Annotated in this window: 16 protein-coding genes and 3 tRNA genes; 11 read left to right on the top strand and 8 right to left on the bottom strand. The window is 57.9% G+C overall.

The window, feature by feature from the left end:
• Window positions 1-14: 14 nt before the first annotated feature.
• From AC3WMT_RS02495 to AC3WMT_RS02470, 6 genes are all read right to left on the bottom strand, one after another.
• Window positions 15-1,589 carry an ABC transporter ATP-binding protein gene (locus AC3WMT_RS02495; RefSeq protein WP_103302335.1) on the bottom strand — a complete coding sequence of 525 codons (1,575 nt, stop codon included), beginning with the start codon at window positions 1,587-1,589 and terminating at the stop codon, window positions 15-17.
• A 9-nt stretch (window positions 1,590-1,598) separates the two neighbouring features.
• Complete coding sequence (locus AC3WMT_RS02490; RefSeq protein ID WP_103302334.1) at window positions 1,599-2,621, bottom strand: ABC transporter permease; 1,023 nt, start codon at window positions 2,619-2,621, stop codon at window positions 1,599-1,601.
• Window positions 2,621-3,682: a microcin C ABC transporter permease YejB gene (locus AC3WMT_RS02485; RefSeq protein ID WP_103302333.1), complete on the bottom strand. Its 1,062-nt coding sequence runs from the start codon at window positions 3,680-3,682 to the stop codon at window positions 2,621-2,623. The genes AC3WMT_RS02490 and AC3WMT_RS02485 overlap by 1 nt, the downstream gene beginning before the upstream one ends.
• Window positions 3,682-5,550, bottom strand: a complete 1,869-nt coding sequence (locus tag AC3WMT_RS02480) for an extracellular solute-binding protein (RefSeq protein WP_103302332.1) — start codon at window positions 5,548-5,550, stop codon at window positions 3,682-3,684. Before AC3WMT_RS02480 ends, AC3WMT_RS02485 begins: the two co-directional genes overlap by 1 nt.
• Window positions 5,551-5,683: 133 nt before the next feature.
• On the bottom strand, window positions 5,684-5,965 hold the full coding sequence (locus tag AC3WMT_RS02475) for a peptidylprolyl isomerase (protein ID WP_007912303.1): 282 nt from the start codon (window positions 5,963-5,965) through the stop codon (window positions 5,684-5,686).
• Between the two features lie 96 nt (window positions 5,966-6,061).
• Window positions 6,062-6,931 (bottom strand): esterase/lipase family protein, encoded by an 870-nt coding sequence (locus AC3WMT_RS02470; RefSeq protein WP_103302469.1) that lies wholly within the window; start codon window positions 6,929-6,931, stop codon window positions 6,062-6,064.
• Between the two features lie 335 nt (window positions 6,932-7,266).
• Here AC3WMT_RS02470 and AC3WMT_RS02465 point away from each other — a divergent pair, with 335 nt between their 5' ends.
• Window positions 7,267-8,346, top strand: coding sequence for a hypothetical protein (locus AC3WMT_RS02465; protein ID WP_103302331.1), 1,080 nt, complete (start codon window positions 7,267-7,269; stop codon window positions 8,344-8,346).
• A gap of 55 nt (window positions 8,347-8,401) precedes the next feature.
• Here the strand turns inward: AC3WMT_RS02465 and AC3WMT_RS02460 are convergent, their stop codons facing one another.
• The gene (locus AC3WMT_RS02460) at window positions 8,402-9,478 is read right to left on the bottom strand and encodes a 3-deoxy-7-phosphoheptulonate synthase (protein WP_103302330.1); all 1,077 of its coding nucleotides are present in this window, start codon (window positions 9,476-9,478) and stop codon (window positions 8,402-8,404) included.
• A gap of 337 nt (window positions 9,479-9,815) precedes the next feature.
• Entirely contained in the window at window positions 9,816-9,944 is a 129-nt protein-coding gene (locus AC3WMT_RS02455; protein ID WP_256583446.1) for a hypothetical protein, read from the bottom strand.
• Between the two features lie 153 nt (window positions 9,945-10,097).
• Between AC3WMT_RS02455 and AC3WMT_RS02450 the strand changes: the two genes are divergently transcribed.
• The 10 genes from AC3WMT_RS02450 (at window position 10,098) to AC3WMT_RS02405 (ending at window position 15,999) form a co-directional block, all read left to right on the top strand.
• Entirely contained in the window at window positions 10,098-10,856 is a 759-nt protein-coding gene (locus AC3WMT_RS02450) for a carbon-nitrogen hydrolase family protein (protein ID WP_103302329.1), read from the top strand.
• Entirely contained in the window at window positions 10,857-11,300 is a 444-nt protein-coding gene (locus tag AC3WMT_RS02445; protein WP_103302328.1) for a GNAT family N-acetyltransferase, read from the top strand.
• A gap of 127 nt (window positions 11,301-11,427) precedes the next feature.
• Complete coding sequence (gacA, locus tag AC3WMT_RS02440) at window positions 11,428-12,069, top strand: response regulator transcription factor GacA (RefSeq protein WP_016984198.1); 642 nt, start codon at window positions 11,428-11,430, stop codon at window positions 12,067-12,069.
• A 2-nt stretch (window positions 12,070-12,071) separates the two neighbouring features.
• Entirely contained in the window at window positions 12,072-13,895 is a 1,824-nt protein-coding gene (gene uvrC, locus AC3WMT_RS02435; protein ID WP_103302327.1) for an excinuclease ABC subunit UvrC, read from the top strand.
• A gap of 32 nt (window positions 13,896-13,927) precedes the next feature.
• On the top strand, window positions 13,928-14,488 hold the full coding sequence (pgsA, locus tag AC3WMT_RS02430) for a CDP-diacylglycerol--glycerol-3-phosphate 3-phosphatidyltransferase (protein WP_008080159.1): 561 nt from the start codon (window positions 13,928-13,930) through the stop codon (window positions 14,486-14,488).
• Window positions 14,489-14,548: 60 nt separating this feature from the next.
• A tRNA-Gly gene (locus tag AC3WMT_RS02425) sits at window positions 14,549-14,624 on the top strand.
• Between the two features lie 46 nt (window positions 14,625-14,670).
• Window positions 14,671-14,744: transfer RNA gene (locus AC3WMT_RS02420), tRNA-Cys, on the top strand.
• Between the two features lie 194 nt (window positions 14,745-14,938).
• Window positions 14,939-15,025 (top strand) — tRNA-Leu (locus AC3WMT_RS02415).
• Between the two features lie 325 nt (window positions 15,026-15,350).
• A complete protein-coding gene (locus tag AC3WMT_RS02410; protein ID WP_103302468.1) occupies window positions 15,351-15,542 on the top strand; it encodes a YceK/YidQ family lipoprotein in 192 nt (63 codons plus the stop codon).
• 61 nt (window positions 15,543-15,603) lie between these two features.
• Window positions 15,604-15,999 (top strand): GFA family protein, encoded by a 396-nt coding sequence (locus tag AC3WMT_RS02405; RefSeq protein ID WP_103302326.1) that lies wholly within the window; start codon window positions 15,604-15,606, stop codon window positions 15,997-15,999.
• Window positions 16,000-16,005: the final 6 nt, after the last annotated feature.

Raw genomic sequence — 16,005 nt, 5'->3', positions numbered from 1 at the left:
AGTACGGATTATGCCTACCCCGGATGCGCCGCCGCCAACAGCTCTTTGGTGTACGGATGCTGCGGCGAATCAAACACCTCGTGACTGGCCCCGCGCTCGACCACTTTACCGTCCTTGATCACGATCATGTCGTGGGCGAGGGCGCGGACCACCGCCAGGTCGTGGCTGATGAACAAGTAGGTCAGACCGTGTTTTTCCTGAAGCTGGCGGAGCAGGGCGACCACTTGTTTTTGTACCGTGCGGTCGAGTGCCGAAGTCGGTTCGTCCAGCAGGATCAGCGCCGGTTTCAATACCAGTGCCCGGGCGATGGCGATGCGTTGGCGCTGACCGCCGGAAAACTCGTGGGGGTAGCGATGGCGACTTTGCGGATCCAGGCCCACTTCCTTAAGTACGCGGATCACTTGCTCATCGCATTCATCGGCGGTCGATTCGCAATGCACTTCCAGGCCTTCGCTGATGATTTGCGCCACCGACATTCGCGGGCTGAGGCTGCCGAACGGATCCTGAAACACCACCTGCATCTGCCGCCGCCACGGGCGTAGCTGTTTCTGGTTGAGGCCATCGAGCGCTTCGCCCTGGAAGCGGATGCTGCCTTTGGAATCGAGCAGCCGCAGGATCGCCTGGCCCAGCGTCGACTTGCCTGAACCGGATTCACCGACAATGCCCAGGGTCTTGCCGCGCTGGATATTCAAGCTGATGCCATCCACTGCGCGCAGGTATTGTTTGCGTTGAAACAGCCCGCCGCCGACGACGAAATCAACCCGCAGATCATCGACTTCCAGCACGTTTTCACGCTCATCCCGGGGCAGGGCTTCACCCTCGGGCTCGGCGTTGAGCAGAACGCAGCTGTAAGGATGTTTCGGTTCGGTGAACAGGGTTTCGCACGGCGCTTGCTCGACGATCTCACCGGCCTTCATCACACAGACGCGCTGAGCAATGCTGCGCACCAGATTGAGGTCGTGGCTGATCAACAGCAGCGACATGCCCAAGCGTTGTTGCAAGGATTTGAGCAGCAGCAGGATCTTGCGTTGCACGGTGACATCAAGGGCCGTGGTCGGCTCGTCGGCGATCAACAGCTCCGGTTCGCAGGCCAGTGCCATGGCGATCATCACCCGTTGCCGTTGTCCGCCAGACAGTTGATGCGGATACGCCTTGAGCCGTTCCTCGGGTTTCTGGATGCCGACGAGGCCGAGCAGCTCAAGAATCCGTTGTTGCGCCGCTTTGCCACCGAGGCCCCGGTGCAGCAACAGGGTTTCACCGATCTGCTTTTCGATGGTGTGCAGCGGATTGAGCGAGGTCATCGGCTCCTGAAAGATCATGGCGATGCGATTACCGCGCAGCTCGCGCAAGACCTTGGGGTCAGCCCCCACCAGTTCCTGGCCGCGATAGCGAATGCTGCCGGTGGTTTGCGCTTCCGATTCGGGGAGCAATTGCAGAATCGAATGGGCCGTTACCGATTTGCCCGAACCGGATTCGCCGACCAGGGCCAGGCACTCGCCGGCGCGAATATCCAGGCACAGGTCGCGCACCACGGTCTGGCCATGGAAGGCGACATTGAGATTTCGGATTTCAATCAGGTTGTCAGTCATGGCCACGCTTCAGGATCGAGGGTCGAAGGCGTCACGCAACGCTTCGCCGATGAACACCAGTAAAGAAAGAATCAGCGCCAGAGTGAAAAACGCTGTCAGCCCCAGCCAGGGTGCCTGCAGGTTCTGTTTGCCCTGGCCGATCAGTTCGCCCAGTGAAGCACTACCGGCTGGCATGCCGAAGCCGAGGAAGTCCAGCGCCGTGAGCGTGGAAATGGCTCCGGTCAAAATGAACGGCAAATAACTCAACGTCGCATTCATGGCGTTTGGCAGGATGTGCCGGACAATCACTTTGCGGTCAGTCAGGCCCAAGGCGCGCGCGGCTTTGACGTATTCCAAATTGCGCCCGCGCAGGAACTCGGCGCGCACCACGTCGACCAGTGCCAGCCAGGAAAACAACGCCATGATCCCCAGCAGCCACCAGAAATTCGGCTCGACGAAACCGGAGAGGATGATCAGCAGATAGAGCACCGGCAATCCCGACCAGACTTCCAGCAGGCGTTGCCCGAGCAGGTCGACCCAGCCCCCGTAATAGCCCTGCAAGGCACCGGCCGCGATACCGATCAAGGCGCTGACAAACGTCAGCATCAACGCAAACAGAATCGATACCCGCGCACCGAAAATCACCCGGGCCAGCACGTCCCGCGACTGATCGTCGGTGCCCAGCCAGTTGACTGCAGTCGGCGGGCTCGGTGCCGGTTTGTTGAGGTCATAGTTCGGCGTGTCGTCGCTGAACGGAATCGGCGGAAACAGCAGCCAGCCACCGTCCTTGCGGATCAGGTTCTGCACATAGTCGCTGCGGTAATCGGCCTGGAACGGCAGTTGCCCGCCGAACTCCTGCTCGGTGTGGCGTTTGAAGACCGGGAAATACCATTGGCCCTGATAGCTGACCACCAACGGCTTGTCGTTGGCGATCAACTCGCCCCCCAGCGTGACGACAAACAGTCCGATGAACAGCCACAACGACCACCAGCCACGGCGGTTTTTCTTGAAACGCTCGAAGCGGCGACGACCCAACGGCGAGAGCTTGAACATCAGGCATTCCTCGCGGCGAAGTCGATGCGCGGATCGACGAGGGTGTAACACAGGTCGCCGATCAGTTTTATCAGCAGGCCGAACAGGGTAAAGATGAACAGCGAGCCGAACACCACCGGATAATCGCGCGACACTGCCGCTTCGTAGCTCATGCGGCCGAGGCCGTCGAGGGAGAAAATCACTTCGATGAGCAAGGAGCCGGCGAAGAACACGCTGATGAACGCCTGGGGAATACCCGACACCACCAGCAGCATGGCGTTACGGAATACGTGGCCGTAAAGCACGCGACGCTCGCTCAAGCCTTTCGCCCGGGCAGTGACGACGTATTGGCGGGTGATTTCATTGAGAAACGAGTTCTTGGTGAGGATGGTCAACGTCGCAAAACCACCGATGACCAGTGCCGTCACCGGCAAGACCAGATGCCAGAAGTAGTCGGCGATCTTGCCCAGGGTCGATAGCGATTCAAAGTTGTCCGAAACCAGGCCGCGCACCGGGAACCAGTTCAGCGAAGTGCCACCGGCAAATACCACGATCAGAAACATCGCGAACAGGAACGCCGGCATTGCGTAGCCGATGATGATCGCCGTGCTGCTCCAGATATCGAAATGACTGCCGTGATGCACAGCCTTGCGAATGCCCAGCGGGATTGAAACCAGATAGGTAATCAGCGTCGCCCAGAGGCCGAGGGAAATGGTAACCGGCATTTTTTCCAGGATCAGGTCGGTGACCGTCGCGCCACGGAAGAAGCTCTTGCCGAAGTCCAGCTGCGCATAGTTCTTGAGCATCAGCCACAGGCGTTCATGGGCCGGTTTGTCGAAGCCGTACTGTTTTTCTATGTCCTTGATCAGTTGCGGATCAAGGCCACGGCTGGCGCGCGATGTGCCGCTCATGGTTTCGCTCGAACCGCCGCCGACATTGCTTCCGCCAATGCCTTGCAGGTGCGCGATCGCCTGCTCGACCGGGCCACCGGGCGCCGCTTGAATGATGACGAAATTGACCAGCAGAATAATCACCAGCGTCGGAATGATCAGCAGCAGGCGCCGCAGTATGTAACCCCACATCAGCGCGGTCCTCCGGGTCTGCCACGGGCGATTTTCTCGGCAGTCATCTGTTGATTGGTCAGCGGCGTGCTGCTTATTTCCCACCAGCTCTCGATGGCTTCGTCGTTGCTGGCCTGCACCGACGGAATGCCGAAACGGTTCCACCAGACTGTCGAGGTGCCCGGCGGGTAGTAATTGGGGATCCAGTAGTAGTTCCATTGCAGCACCCGGTCCAGCGCGTGGGCGTAATGCAGCATGTCGGATTGGGTCGAGGCGCGGATCAGGCCATTGATCAATGTGTCGACCGCCGGGTTTTTCAGCACCATGTAATTGTTGGCGCCCGGATCGTTGGCTGACGCCGATCCGAAGTAATTGAGCAATTCGCCGCCCGGAGAGGTGGTGACGGGGTAGCCGGTGACGATCATGTCGTAGTCGCGGCTCATCAAGCGGTTGACGTACTGCGAGGAGTCGATGCGGCGGATATTGAGGTCGATGCCGATCTGTTTCAGGGTGCGTTTGTATGGCAGCAACAGGCGGTCCATGCCGTTCTGACTGACCAGGAAGGTGAAGCTCAGCGGTTCGCCCTCGGCATTCACCAGCTGATCGCCATCCGGTGTCCACCCGGCCTGCTCAAGCAGTTCAAGAGCCTGCAATTGTTTGTCGCGGATCAGGCCGCTGCCATCGGTTTTCGGCGCCTCGAAGACTTTACTGAAGACTTCATCGGGAACCTGTCCGCGCAGCGGTTCAAGGATTTTCAGCTCTTGGGCATCGGGCAGTTCTCGCGCCGCAAGGTCGGTATTGGAAAAGTAGCTTTGCTGGCGGATGTACAGGTTGCGCATCATCTGCCGGTTGCTCCACTCGAAATCCCAGAGCATCGCCAGTGCCTGACGCACGCGACGATCCTGGAACATCGGTTTTTGCAGGTTGAACACAAAGCCTTGCGCCGATTGCGGTGCTTCGGTGGCCAGATGCGCCTTTTGCAGGCGGCCGTCGCTCAGGGCGGGGCTGTCATAGCCGATCGAATAACCGGTGGCGGAGAACTCGCGGTTGTAGTCATAGGCACCGCCGCGCAGCACTTGTCGCGCAACATCGGTGTCGCCGAAATACTCGATGCTGAAATGGTCGAAATTGTACAGGCCGCGGCTTACGGGCAAATCCTTGCCCCACCAATCGGGATTACGTTCGAACGTGATGCTGCGCCCCGAGTCGACTTTGCCGACGCGATAGGGGCCACTGCCCAGTGGCGGTTCGTATCCGCCACCGCCAGCGAAATCGCGACTCTTCCACCAGTGTTCGGGGAATACCGGCAGGGTCGCGATATCAAGTGGCAGGGTGCGGTTTTCGTTGCTTTTGAAATCAAAGCGCACGGTCAGCGGCGCTTCCACTTCGACACCTTTGACGTCGGCAAACTGAGTGCGATAACGCAGGCTGCCCTGGGTCATCAACAGGTCGTAGCTGTAGCGCACATCTTCGGCGGTGATCGGTTTGCCGTCAGCGAAGCGGGCCTTGGGATTGATGAAGAAGCGCAACGACAGACCGTCGTCCGAGCGCTCCATCTTCTGTGCGACCAGACCGTAAACGGTGTAAGGCTCGTCCATCGAGCGCTGGGCCAGCGGCGAATACAGCAGGCCGTCGATCTGGGTGACACCGATGCCCTTGTCTATATAAGGAAGCACATGGTCGAAGTGACCGATTTCGATCGCCGAGCGGCGCATCGTCCCGCCTTTGGGGGCTTGCGGATTGGTGTAGTCGAAGTGACTGAAGCCTGCGGGGTACCTGGCAGGTTCGCCATACACGGTCAACGCATGTTGCGGTGCAGCGTTCACACCGGCGGCGCCCGACAGCAGGGCGAGGGCGGTGAGCATCAATGTGGGGAAAACCAGTCGCATTGTCAGCCTTGGAACGGGTAGTCGATATGCGCAAGTTGTACGCGAGAGGCGCGCCAGTCGCCAGTCGTATGTGTTGCTGAAATACAACGGCCCACCAAAAGGCGGGCCGTTGGCACAGCAATCAGGCGATGGATCAGTCCTGACGGCTGGTGACTTCCAGCAGGTGATAACCGAACTGGGTCTTCACCGGGCCTTGCACGACGTTGATTGGCGCGCTGAACACGACGGTGTCGAATTCCTTGACCATCTGGCCAGGACCGAACGAGCCCAGATCACCGCCCTGACGGCTGGACGGGCAGGTGGAGTTGGCCTTGGCAACTTCGGCGAAATCAGCGCCGCCTTCGATCTGGGCCTTGAGTTCGTTGCACTTGTCTTCGCTGGAAACCAGGATGTGGCGGGCAGTGGCTTTAGCCATGGGAAAACTCTCCAATCTATTTCAGTAAAGTGCGGAGCCTACCGGATTCAGTGGGCGAATTCTCGGCAAAGTTCCGTTCGTTTGTCAGCAGCCTGTTCAGAGATTCACTGCTCGCAGGCGCGCGGCATGTTCGACGTAAAGCGCAATCGGGTCGAGCAGGCTGGCGACGGTGCCGGCACTGCGGCGCAGAGTGCTCAAGTGGTCCAGCGGATAGTCGGAACGGATAACCTGGCCCAAATGCGAGCTGAAGCGCCCGACGAAGCCGTCATTCTGATCCCCTTCGGTCATGAAATATTGCGAGAGCGCCTGACAGGCGCCTTGAATCGGGTCGAATGATGGCAGGCCTGTTGCAGGCAGGACGCCGCTCCAGGAGTAATAGCGCACACCATTGACCTGTGCGGCACCTTGCCCGCCCCACGTGTGGGGCAGGCCTTGCGGAAACCTGTCGTTGAAGGCACCCACGCCCTCGGTTGTCAGTGCATTGAGTGCCGCCAGGGCGTTCTGCGGCAGGGTGGGGCTACCACTGACCAGCGAAATGAAATCAGCGAACAGTGTCGCCACGTTTTGCGCCACAACTTCCGGCAGTCGGCCCGGCACCAGCGCCTTGCGCAGGAAGTCAGCCAGTTCCGAGCCGTGGTTCGGGCCACTGACCGATGTCACCGAGGCCACGCTGTGTGGCGCAAGCGCCGCAGCATAGCGAGCGGCCAATGCTCCCTGACTGTGTCCGATGAGGTTGACTTTGGCGGCTCCTGTGCCTCTCAGGACGCTTTCGATTTGCTTCAGTAGTTGCTCACCTCTTACTTCGTTGTCGTGAGTGGCGGAGAGGTGGGGAACAAACACTCGGCTGCCTGCTGTTTTCAGAGCGTCCTTGACCTCATGAAACAGCTCGAAATGGCCGATACGCTCGAATCCGAACAGGCCGTGTACCAAAAGCACGGGATAACGAGTTGTAGCATTCCGTTGCATGTTCTTACCTTTTTCGCAGAAGTTCATTGGGGAAATCTGTGGGTCACTCTAAAACACCCGTCCCGCTGAGGAAGTACGAAGAGGCTTCACTTGGCCGTTGAATATGGACTAGGGGCTGTACGACGTTTCGGATACATGTGAAGTCCGAATCGGAAGTTCTGGCCGTCTTACGCCTGCAGTGAGTCGATTTTGCGTAGGTTGCCTACTGCGCTCGTAGCCTTTGCGTCATGTATGCGGCGTATTGGGCTGATACCGGTTGCATCAGCAATCTCGTTCAATGTGGGCTGTCGACGCCGTCATGAAGGCAGCGTTTTGTCCAAGGAGTCGAGCCACGAATGAACACCCATGAAATCGAGTTTTGCTACCGGATGCGCCACCCCGTCAGCCCCTGCACAACAAATCAGCTATTGCCTGCCGCAACACTCGACTCACTGGAGGGCGATGTGCTCGACCCTTCGCTGAGTCAGGTCGTCGTTCGTATTGCTCCTTATACAAATATGGCGTGTGGAGATCGGTTGCTGCTGAGCTGGGAGGGTCTGGATATCGAGGGCTTTGTTTACCAGCATGAAAAGGTTCGCTATGTCAGCGCGGCGCAAGTTGGCAAAGACGTCATTTTCGTGATCAAAGGCATGCACGTTGCCGCTTTGGATGGCGGCGCTCTGGATATCTACTGGACGCTTGCCAGCGCGGGTCTGCCCGAGCCCGCATTGTCTGCGCCCCTGCAATTGACTGTGGGAGATACGCGTGCGCAGTTGCTTGCTCCGCAGGTCGAGGGAGCAATAAGCGGGACACTGGATCCGGCACGGGTGGTGGAAGGTGTACTCGTCACTCTCCAGCCGTACGGCAAAATGGCGGTAGGTGACCAGGTGTCGTTGATGTGGTCTGGGGACGCCTCGCCGTTGGCGTTCAGCGATCGATTGAAGGTCGAGGCCTTTGCTGTCGCAGAAACCCTTTCCTTCTGGGTACCTGCCGAGTACATCGCAGCGCACCTCGGTGGCGAGGTGACGGTTCGTTACCGAGTCGAGCAGGCGAATGGTGCGGTTCGCGAGTCCGATACTGCGAGAGTTCTCGTCACCCCGTTCTTGCAAAGCGAGCTGGACGCGCCCGATGTGCTTGAGGCAGAAGATGGCGTGCTGTTGGCAGAGGATTCAACTGATGGCGTCACCGTGGTGATCGGCAATGCCCGGACCCAGGAGGGTGAACTGGTCTATCTCAAGTGTGACGGTGATTTTTTCAGTCACAGGGATGATCGCGACATCACTCGGGAAACCGCAGGGAAACCGCTGATTTTTATCGTTCCACAGCGCTTCTGGCGCGAACACCAGGGATCGACTGTACGTGTTTCCTACACGGTAGAGCGATTGGACGATGTCAGTCAGGCGTCCGCGGCGACACAGGTGCGGGTAGAGGCGTAGGTTGAACCTGGCCCACCCTCCGATTCTCTGCTGAACCGGAAGGTGGGCCGTGCGATCAGCCTCTGGTGCACGCGCCAAGACGTCGAGCTGCCTGGAGCAGAAGTTGCTCCGTTGCGCTGAAACCCAGGCAACCATCGGTAATCGAAACGCCGTAACGCAGCGATGCACTCAGCGGCTGACAGCCCTCGAAAAGATGAGACTCCAGCATCATGCCGATCAGTGAGCGATCACCCTGCAAGCGTTGCTCCAGGACCTCGTTGAAGACTCCCGGCTGGCGCAATGGATCCTTGCCGCTGTTGGCGTGGCTGCAATCGACCATGATGCGGCTGGGGATTTTCAATCGGTTCAAGTCAGCGTGGATTCTGGCCACGCTCTCACGATCATGGTTGGGTCCGTGGTGCCCGCCGCGCAACACCAGGTGAGTATCCGGGTTGCCTGGCGTTTGAATAATCGCCGGGTGTCCCTGACTATCGACCCCGAAATGCCGATGTGGATGGGCTGCCGAGCGCATGGCGTCAACCGCAACGGTCGCTCCGCCGTCGGTGCCGTTCTTGAAGCCTACCGGCATGCTCAGGCCGCTGGCCATTTCACGATGTATTTGTGATTCGGTGGTACGTGCGCCGATGGCCACCCAACTGAGCAGGTCATCGAAGTAACCTGCTGCCATGGGTTGCAACAGTTCGGTGGCCACTGGCAAACCGAGGCGGATCATTTCCAGCATCAGCTCGCGGGAGAGTGTCAGGCCGCCGGCCATGTCGTCACTGCCATCCAGGTGCGGGTCGTAGGCCAGACCTTTCCAGCCGACGGTGGTGCGCGGTTTTTCGACATAGGCACGCATCACCAGCAGCATCTCGCCGCTGACGGCTTCAGCCAGTCGGGCGAGCTTGCCAGCGTATTCAAGGGCGGACTGAGGATCGTGGATCGAGCAAGGGCCGACGATTACCAGCAGGCGCTGGTCTTCACCATTGAGAATTGCGCGGACCGCTTGGCGGTGGGCGGCGACTTGTTGGCTCAAGGCGTTGCTCAATGGCAACTGCTGTTTGAGTTGCAACGAGCTGGGCAGACGCAGGGTCAGTGCTTCGTTGGCGGAATTGAGGGTGGACAGCGGCAGAGCAGAAACGGACGAGTTCATATTCGGTCTTCCTGGGCAGGCGGCGGGTTGTTCCCGCTCGCTCAGCCCTACTGGGGTGTTCGACAATTGGCCGTATTGGCTACATGGGCGTGTTTGCCACCTGTGGGTGACCGATCGGAGGCGGCAGGCTGTCCCGAGCGGAGGCTGGTAAATCGCCAGGCGCTAAAGCTGTCGTAACGGTAATAAGTGGCGTAGTTCATTTTGTGAATCCTCAAAAGTGTCTGGTGTGTTGCGGAAAAAGTCTGGGCCTGAAAAAACAAAACCCCCGATCGGGAAGCCGACCGGGGGTTGAGAAATCTCTGGTAGGCGACCCGTTTTCATGGGCGCCGTGTGGGTATCAGGCGCGCCAGTGGCTAAACCAATACCCAAAATAAAAGCTGACCGAAGCGCAAACGTCATTCACCCAGGCAGCCGCAACCGAGCGCATGGCGCTGACGGTAAGAAGCTGTGAAAGGGCGTTGAACATGGTCTGTCTCCGATGAATGCGCCGAGCTTACTAGAGCCCGATATGCCTCAGCAATCAGAAATTGCTATCGCGTGAGCAACAAAACGCCTATTGCTTGAGCGCAGCGTCAGTTGTGCCACACTCGGCACTTTGCCTGATGACCATGGAAGAATCATGTCGACACTGACCATTGCCGCTGCCCAGGCAACCTCCATTGCCGGTGATCTTGCCGCCAACATTGCTCGCCATATGCGCTTCATCGAAGCTGCAGCGGGGCAGGGCGTGCAACTGCTGGTTTTTCCGGAGTTGTCCCTGACGGGCTATGAAGGCAAGGAGGCTGCAGCATTGGCCGTCGACCCGCAAGACGCAGTCCTTCAGCCGTTGCGCGAAGTTGCTCGTGAGCATGGTGTAACGACGGTCGTCGGCATGCCTGTCCGGTTGGAAAATCATCCTGGAGTGTTGATTGGTGCTCTGATTCTGGGTGCTGATGGCTCGCTCGTGGTGTACAGCAAACAGCATTTGCACCCGGGCGAAGAGCTTGTTTTCGCCCCTGGGTTCGGAGGGCCTGCCCTGGACATCGGCAACCACAAGGTTGCGCTGGCAGTCTGCGCCGATTTTTCCCACGCCAGTCACGCGGCTGCGGCGGCTGAACAAGGGGCTGACCTGTACGCAGCAGGCGTATTGATCAGCGAAAAAGGTTACGCGGCAGACACCGCGCTGCTTCAGGGTTATGCACGGCAACACGCCATGGCCGTGTTGATGGCCAACCACGGTGGCCTTACTGGCGGATGGCAGTCGGCAGGGCGCAGCGCGATATGGTCCGAAAACGGTTCATTGGTCGTTTCCGCGCCGGGAGTGGGTGACTTTTTGCTGGTTGCCCAACGAGACGCCGGAACCTGGCAGGGGCGGGTCGTTCCTGTGATGGTGGGCTGAATGACATTCCAGTTGCGGAAAGCGGCGCCAGAGGATCTGGCATTTTCACGCAATCTCACTTGCCAGAACATGCTGCGTTACTACATTCATCATGATCTGTTGTGGCAGGACGAAGCATTCGACGTAGCCTGGTCGGGACGCGAGAACTGGCTGATATTGCGTGATGATGTGGCAATAGGTTTTTTCAGTCTCAGCCGGGACAGGCGGGCGTTATATATTCGTGAACTGCAGATTGCTCAAGCCTTTCACCGCCAGGGCGCGGGTTCCTGGGCGATTGATCAGGTTATCGGCATGGCCCAGGAAGAGCAGCGGCCGGCTTTGCGCCTGACAGTCTTCGAAAACAATCCGGCGAAACATTTGTATGAAAGAAAAGGACTACACGTACAAGGCGAGGACGAGTGTTTTCTGCGAATGCAGCTGGATATCAGTACACCTGTGCTCTGAAACCCACGGCCGGCAAGCCTTCGATGATGAATTGAAACTTTTTAAATGCTGCTTGCCGCTAGGTCTGTCGGGCACTTTTTGCTAAGGTGTCCGGCATCCCAATAAGACCATATCGCGAGGTGTCTGCTTGATTAGGGTGCTAGTGGTCGATGACCATGATCTCGTTCGTACAGGCATTACACGGATGCTGGCCGATATTGATGGCTTGCAGGTAGTGGGCCAGGCCGAGTCCGGGGAAGAATCCCTGATCAAGGCCCGAGAGTTGAAACCCGATGTGGTCCTGATGGACGTCAAGATGCCTGGCATCGGCGGCCTGGAAGCCACGCGTAAACTGCTGCGCAGTCACCCTGACATCAAGGTGGTCGCGGTTACTGTATGTGAGGAGGATCCTTTTCCTACTCGCTTGCTGCAAGCCGGCGCTGCGGGTTATCTCACCAAGGGTGCCGGGTTGCCGGAAATGGTGCAGGCCATTCGGCTGGTGTTTGCCGGGCAGCGCTACATCAGCCCGCAGATTGCTCAGCAGTTGGCGATCAAGTCCTTTCAACCGTCCAATGATTCTCCGTTCGATGCGTTGTCCGAGCGAGAAATCCAGATCGCGTTGATGATTGTCGGCTGCCAGAAGGTACAGATCATTTCCGACAAGTTGTGTTTGTCGCCGAAAACCGTGAACACCTATCGCTACCGTATTTTCGAGAAGCTTTCGATCAGCAGCGACGTCGAGTTGACGCTGTTGGCGGTTCGTCACGGCATGGTTGATGCCAGCCTCTGACCATGACTGAAGCATTCGATTCCAGCGCCTTCCTGTCGACCGTCAGCGGGCGCCCCGGCGTGTATCGCATGTTCGACAGCGATGCGCGTCTCTTGTATGTCGGCAAGGCCAAGAACCTCAAGAAACGCTTGGCGAGTTACTTTCGCAAGACCGGTCTGGCGCCGAAAACCGCTGCGTTGGTCGGTCGCATTGCGCAGGTCGAAACGACCATTACCGCCAACGAAACCGAAGCGCTGTTGCTTGAGCAGACGCTGATCAAAGAATGGCGGCCGCCTTACAACATTCTGTTGCGCGACGACAAATCCTATCCTTACGTGTTTCTCTCGGACGGACAGTTTCCGCGCCTCAGCATCCATCGCGGGGCGAAAAAAGCCAAAGGCAAATATTTCGGGCCTTATCCGAGCGCGGGTGCCATTCGTGAAAGTCTGAGCCTGCTGCAAAAGACGTTTTTCGTCCGACAGTGTGAAGACAGCTATTACAAGAATCGAACCCGCCCGTGCCTGCAATATCAGATCAAGCGTTGCAAGGCGCCTTGCGTCGGTCTGGTCGAGCCTGAGGTTTATGCCGAAGACGTGCGTCACTCGGTGATGTTTCTCGAGGGGCGCAGTCACGCACTGACCAATGAGCTGTCCACGGCGATGGAGGAGGCAGCGATCAACCTGGAGTTCGAGCGCGCCGCCGAGTTGCGCGATCAGATTGCATTGTTGCGCCGCGTACAGGATCAACAGAGCATGGAGGGCGGCACTGGCGATATCGACGTCATCGCTGCATTCGTCAACCCGGGTGGTGCCTGCGTGCATTTGATCAGTGTCCGTGGCGGACGCGTATTGGGTAGCAAAAACTTCTTTCCGCAGGTCGGTATCGAAGAGGACGTGTCGGAAGTCATGGCCGCGTTCCTTGGCCAATATTTCATCAGCAGTCCGGAACGCGACTTGCCGAGTGAACTGATTGTCAACGTCGTGCACGAGGATTTCCCGACGCTGATCGAAGCGATTCATGAATTGCGTGGCCGGGAACTGGCCATCAGTCATCGGGTGCGGGGCACGCGCGCACGTTGGCAGCAACTCGCTGTCACCAATGCGGAGCAGGCGCTGGGCGCGCGGCTGGCCAATCGTCAGCACACCGCGGCACGCTTTGATGCCTTGGCTGAAGTGTTGAAGCTGGATGAGCCTCCGCAGCGCTTGGAATGCTATGACATCAGTCACTCCAGTGGTGAGGCGACGGTCGCGTCCTGCGTGGTGTTTGGTCCGGAAGGTGCAATCAAGTCGGACTACCGTCGCTATAACATCGAGGGTGTCACGGCGGGGGATGACTATGCCGCCATGCATCAGGCCTTGACGCGGCGTTTCAGCAAACTCAAGGACGGCGAGGGCAAGTTGCCGGATATCTTGCTGGTCGACGGCGGCAAGGGGCAGCTATCGATGGCCCGTGATGTTCTCAACGAACTGGCCGTGCCGGACCTGATCTTGCTGGGTGTCGCCAAGGGCGCGACCCGCAAAGCTGGTTTTGAAACTTTGTATCTGAATGATGCGGCGCACGAGTTCACGTTGCGCGGTGACTCCCCGGCGCTGCATCTGATCCAGCAGATTCGCGATGAGGCCCACCGTTTTGCAATTACCGGACACCGAGCCCGTCGCGGCAAAACCCGCCGAACGTCAACCCTGGAGGGCGTTGCCGGCGTCGGCCCAACCCGTCGTCGCGACTTGTTGAAACATTTCGGTGGATTGCAGGAGCTGTCTCGTGCAAGCATCGAAGAGATCGCCAAAGCCCCGGGGATCAGTAAAAAGCTCGCAGAGTCGATTTATGCAAACCTGCATAGCGAGTAGAATGCCCCTTCACCTCGTAGCCAGTTGTGCCGATGAATATCCCTAATCTGATTACCGTTCTACGCGTTCTGCTCATCCCGATCTTCATTTTGCTGTTCTATCTGCCTTATCAGTGGAGCTACATGGCCTCCGCCTCGGTGTTTGCCTTTGCGGCAGCCACGGATTGGCTGGATGGTTATCTCGCCCGCCGTCTCGAACAAAGCACTCCCTTCGGAGCGTTCCTTGATCCGGTCGCCGACAAGCTCATGGTTGCGGTTGCGCTGGTACTGCTGGTGCAAGAGCACGGCAATCTCTGGCTTACGTTGCCAGCTGCCGTCATCATCGGTCGCGAGATTGTCGTCTCGGCATTGCGCGAGTGGATGGCCGAGCTCGGCGCTCGTGCTCATGTGGCCGTTTCAAATCTCGGAAAGTGGAAAACCGCTGCGCAGATGCTCGCGCTGGTGATTCTCTTGGCCAATCCAAGGGATTTCAGCTTCTGGGTTGTGTTGGGTTATGCCTTGCTGATGGTGTCGGCCGGCCTGACTTTGTGGTCGATGGTTCAATACCTTCGTGCCGCCTGGCCACATCTGAAAACCGATGTTGAAAAGAAATAAAACTTTTTTGAATCAAAGGGTTGACGGGGCTTCTGAAATCTATAGAATGCGCCACACCAAGCGGGAATAGCTCAGTTGGTAGAGCACGACCTTGCCAAGGTCGGGGTCGCGAGTTCGAGTCTCGTTTCCCGCTCCAATTTGTACAGTGTTTGTTGTTGTGCTACTGACAGCAAATGCTTTGAGGCCGAGTAGCAAAATGGTTATGCAGTGGATTGCAAATCCACCTACGCCGGTTCGATTCCGACCTCGGCCTCCACTATAAACAAGCTCCGTAGATCCATGATTTACGGAGCTTTTTTATTTCCAGTGTGCTGCAAGATTTAGTCTTGAAAATCGGCCATTGCGAACTTGCTTCACTGGGGAGTGATGTATATATTTCCCGCACTGCCGCTAGAGCCTGATCCTTTAGGATTACGACTCGGCAGTTGAACAGAGCAACACCGCGCTACCGCCCGAATGGCGAAACTGGTAGACGCATGGGACTTAAAATCCCCCGCTCGTAAGGGCGTGCCGGTTCGATTCCGGCTTCGGGCACCATCTTAAATCAAGGGTTTGCGGGCGAAAGCTGATGCAAGCCCTTGTTTGTTTCCGGTTCGCAATTTTGGCGATGGTTCGCTATTCGCTTTGTAGGCATGACTTTTTTGCCATTACGATTGCGGATGTACTGCTCAAGCGTGTTCGCATCTCTTTGTTCGGTTAAATGCGCAACATCCATCGAGGCCTGCAGCCCTGAGTCCGGTTTGTCGTCTCACCGTGCCGCGCGTGCTGGCAGGAGGTGTGATGGCATTCGGTAATTTTCCCGATAGCGTCTTCAAGGCAGTCAATTTAAAAGTAATAAGGAAATTATGTGCTACGGAAGCTCATGCTGATTTTCGCCGCGTCTCAAATCAGTGGATGCGCCTTCCTCATTGCGGATTCTTACGGGGGCTATAGCTGCTTCGAAGGGACGAAAGTGGAGTTCACAAGCTTGATGCCTTTAGTGGGGCCTCTCATCATTCTTGATCTGCCCTTCACACTGATAGCAGACACTATCGCTTTTCCAACGTGCTTGTAACTTCCAGGGCTTTGGCATCCAGACGACCTGCGGCCAAGCCGTGACAAAAACCGGAGGATAGATGAAAGGAAGCTGCGCCTGTGGGGCCGTAGGTTATGAGATCGACAGCATTGATATGCCGATCAGCCATTGTCATTGCGTGACTTGCCGCAAGACCCATGCAGCGGCGTATGTCTCTACGGCTGGAGTTCTAAGGGAGCATTTCAGATGGACTCAGGGCCTGGCGGCACTGAAGGCTTTCGAATCGTCTCCGGGGAAGATCCGACACTTCTGCTCCAGCTGCGGATCGCATCTCGTGGCTGAGCGAGTCGGCTCAGCTGCAATGATCGTGCGAGTTGCCACGTTGGACGAAGATCCTCGTGCCAGGGCTGAATATCACATCTGGACCGAGCATGACGCCGCCTGGCTGGATGGGGAAGGGCTCCCCAAGTATTCCCAGTGGCAGCCCGGCCGGTAATGGTGA

Source organism: Pseudomonas sp. FW305-7, from assembly GCF_058786735.1.
Note: the sequence above shows the minus strand (reverse complement) of the source record. Positions and strands in the feature narration are given on the sequence as shown.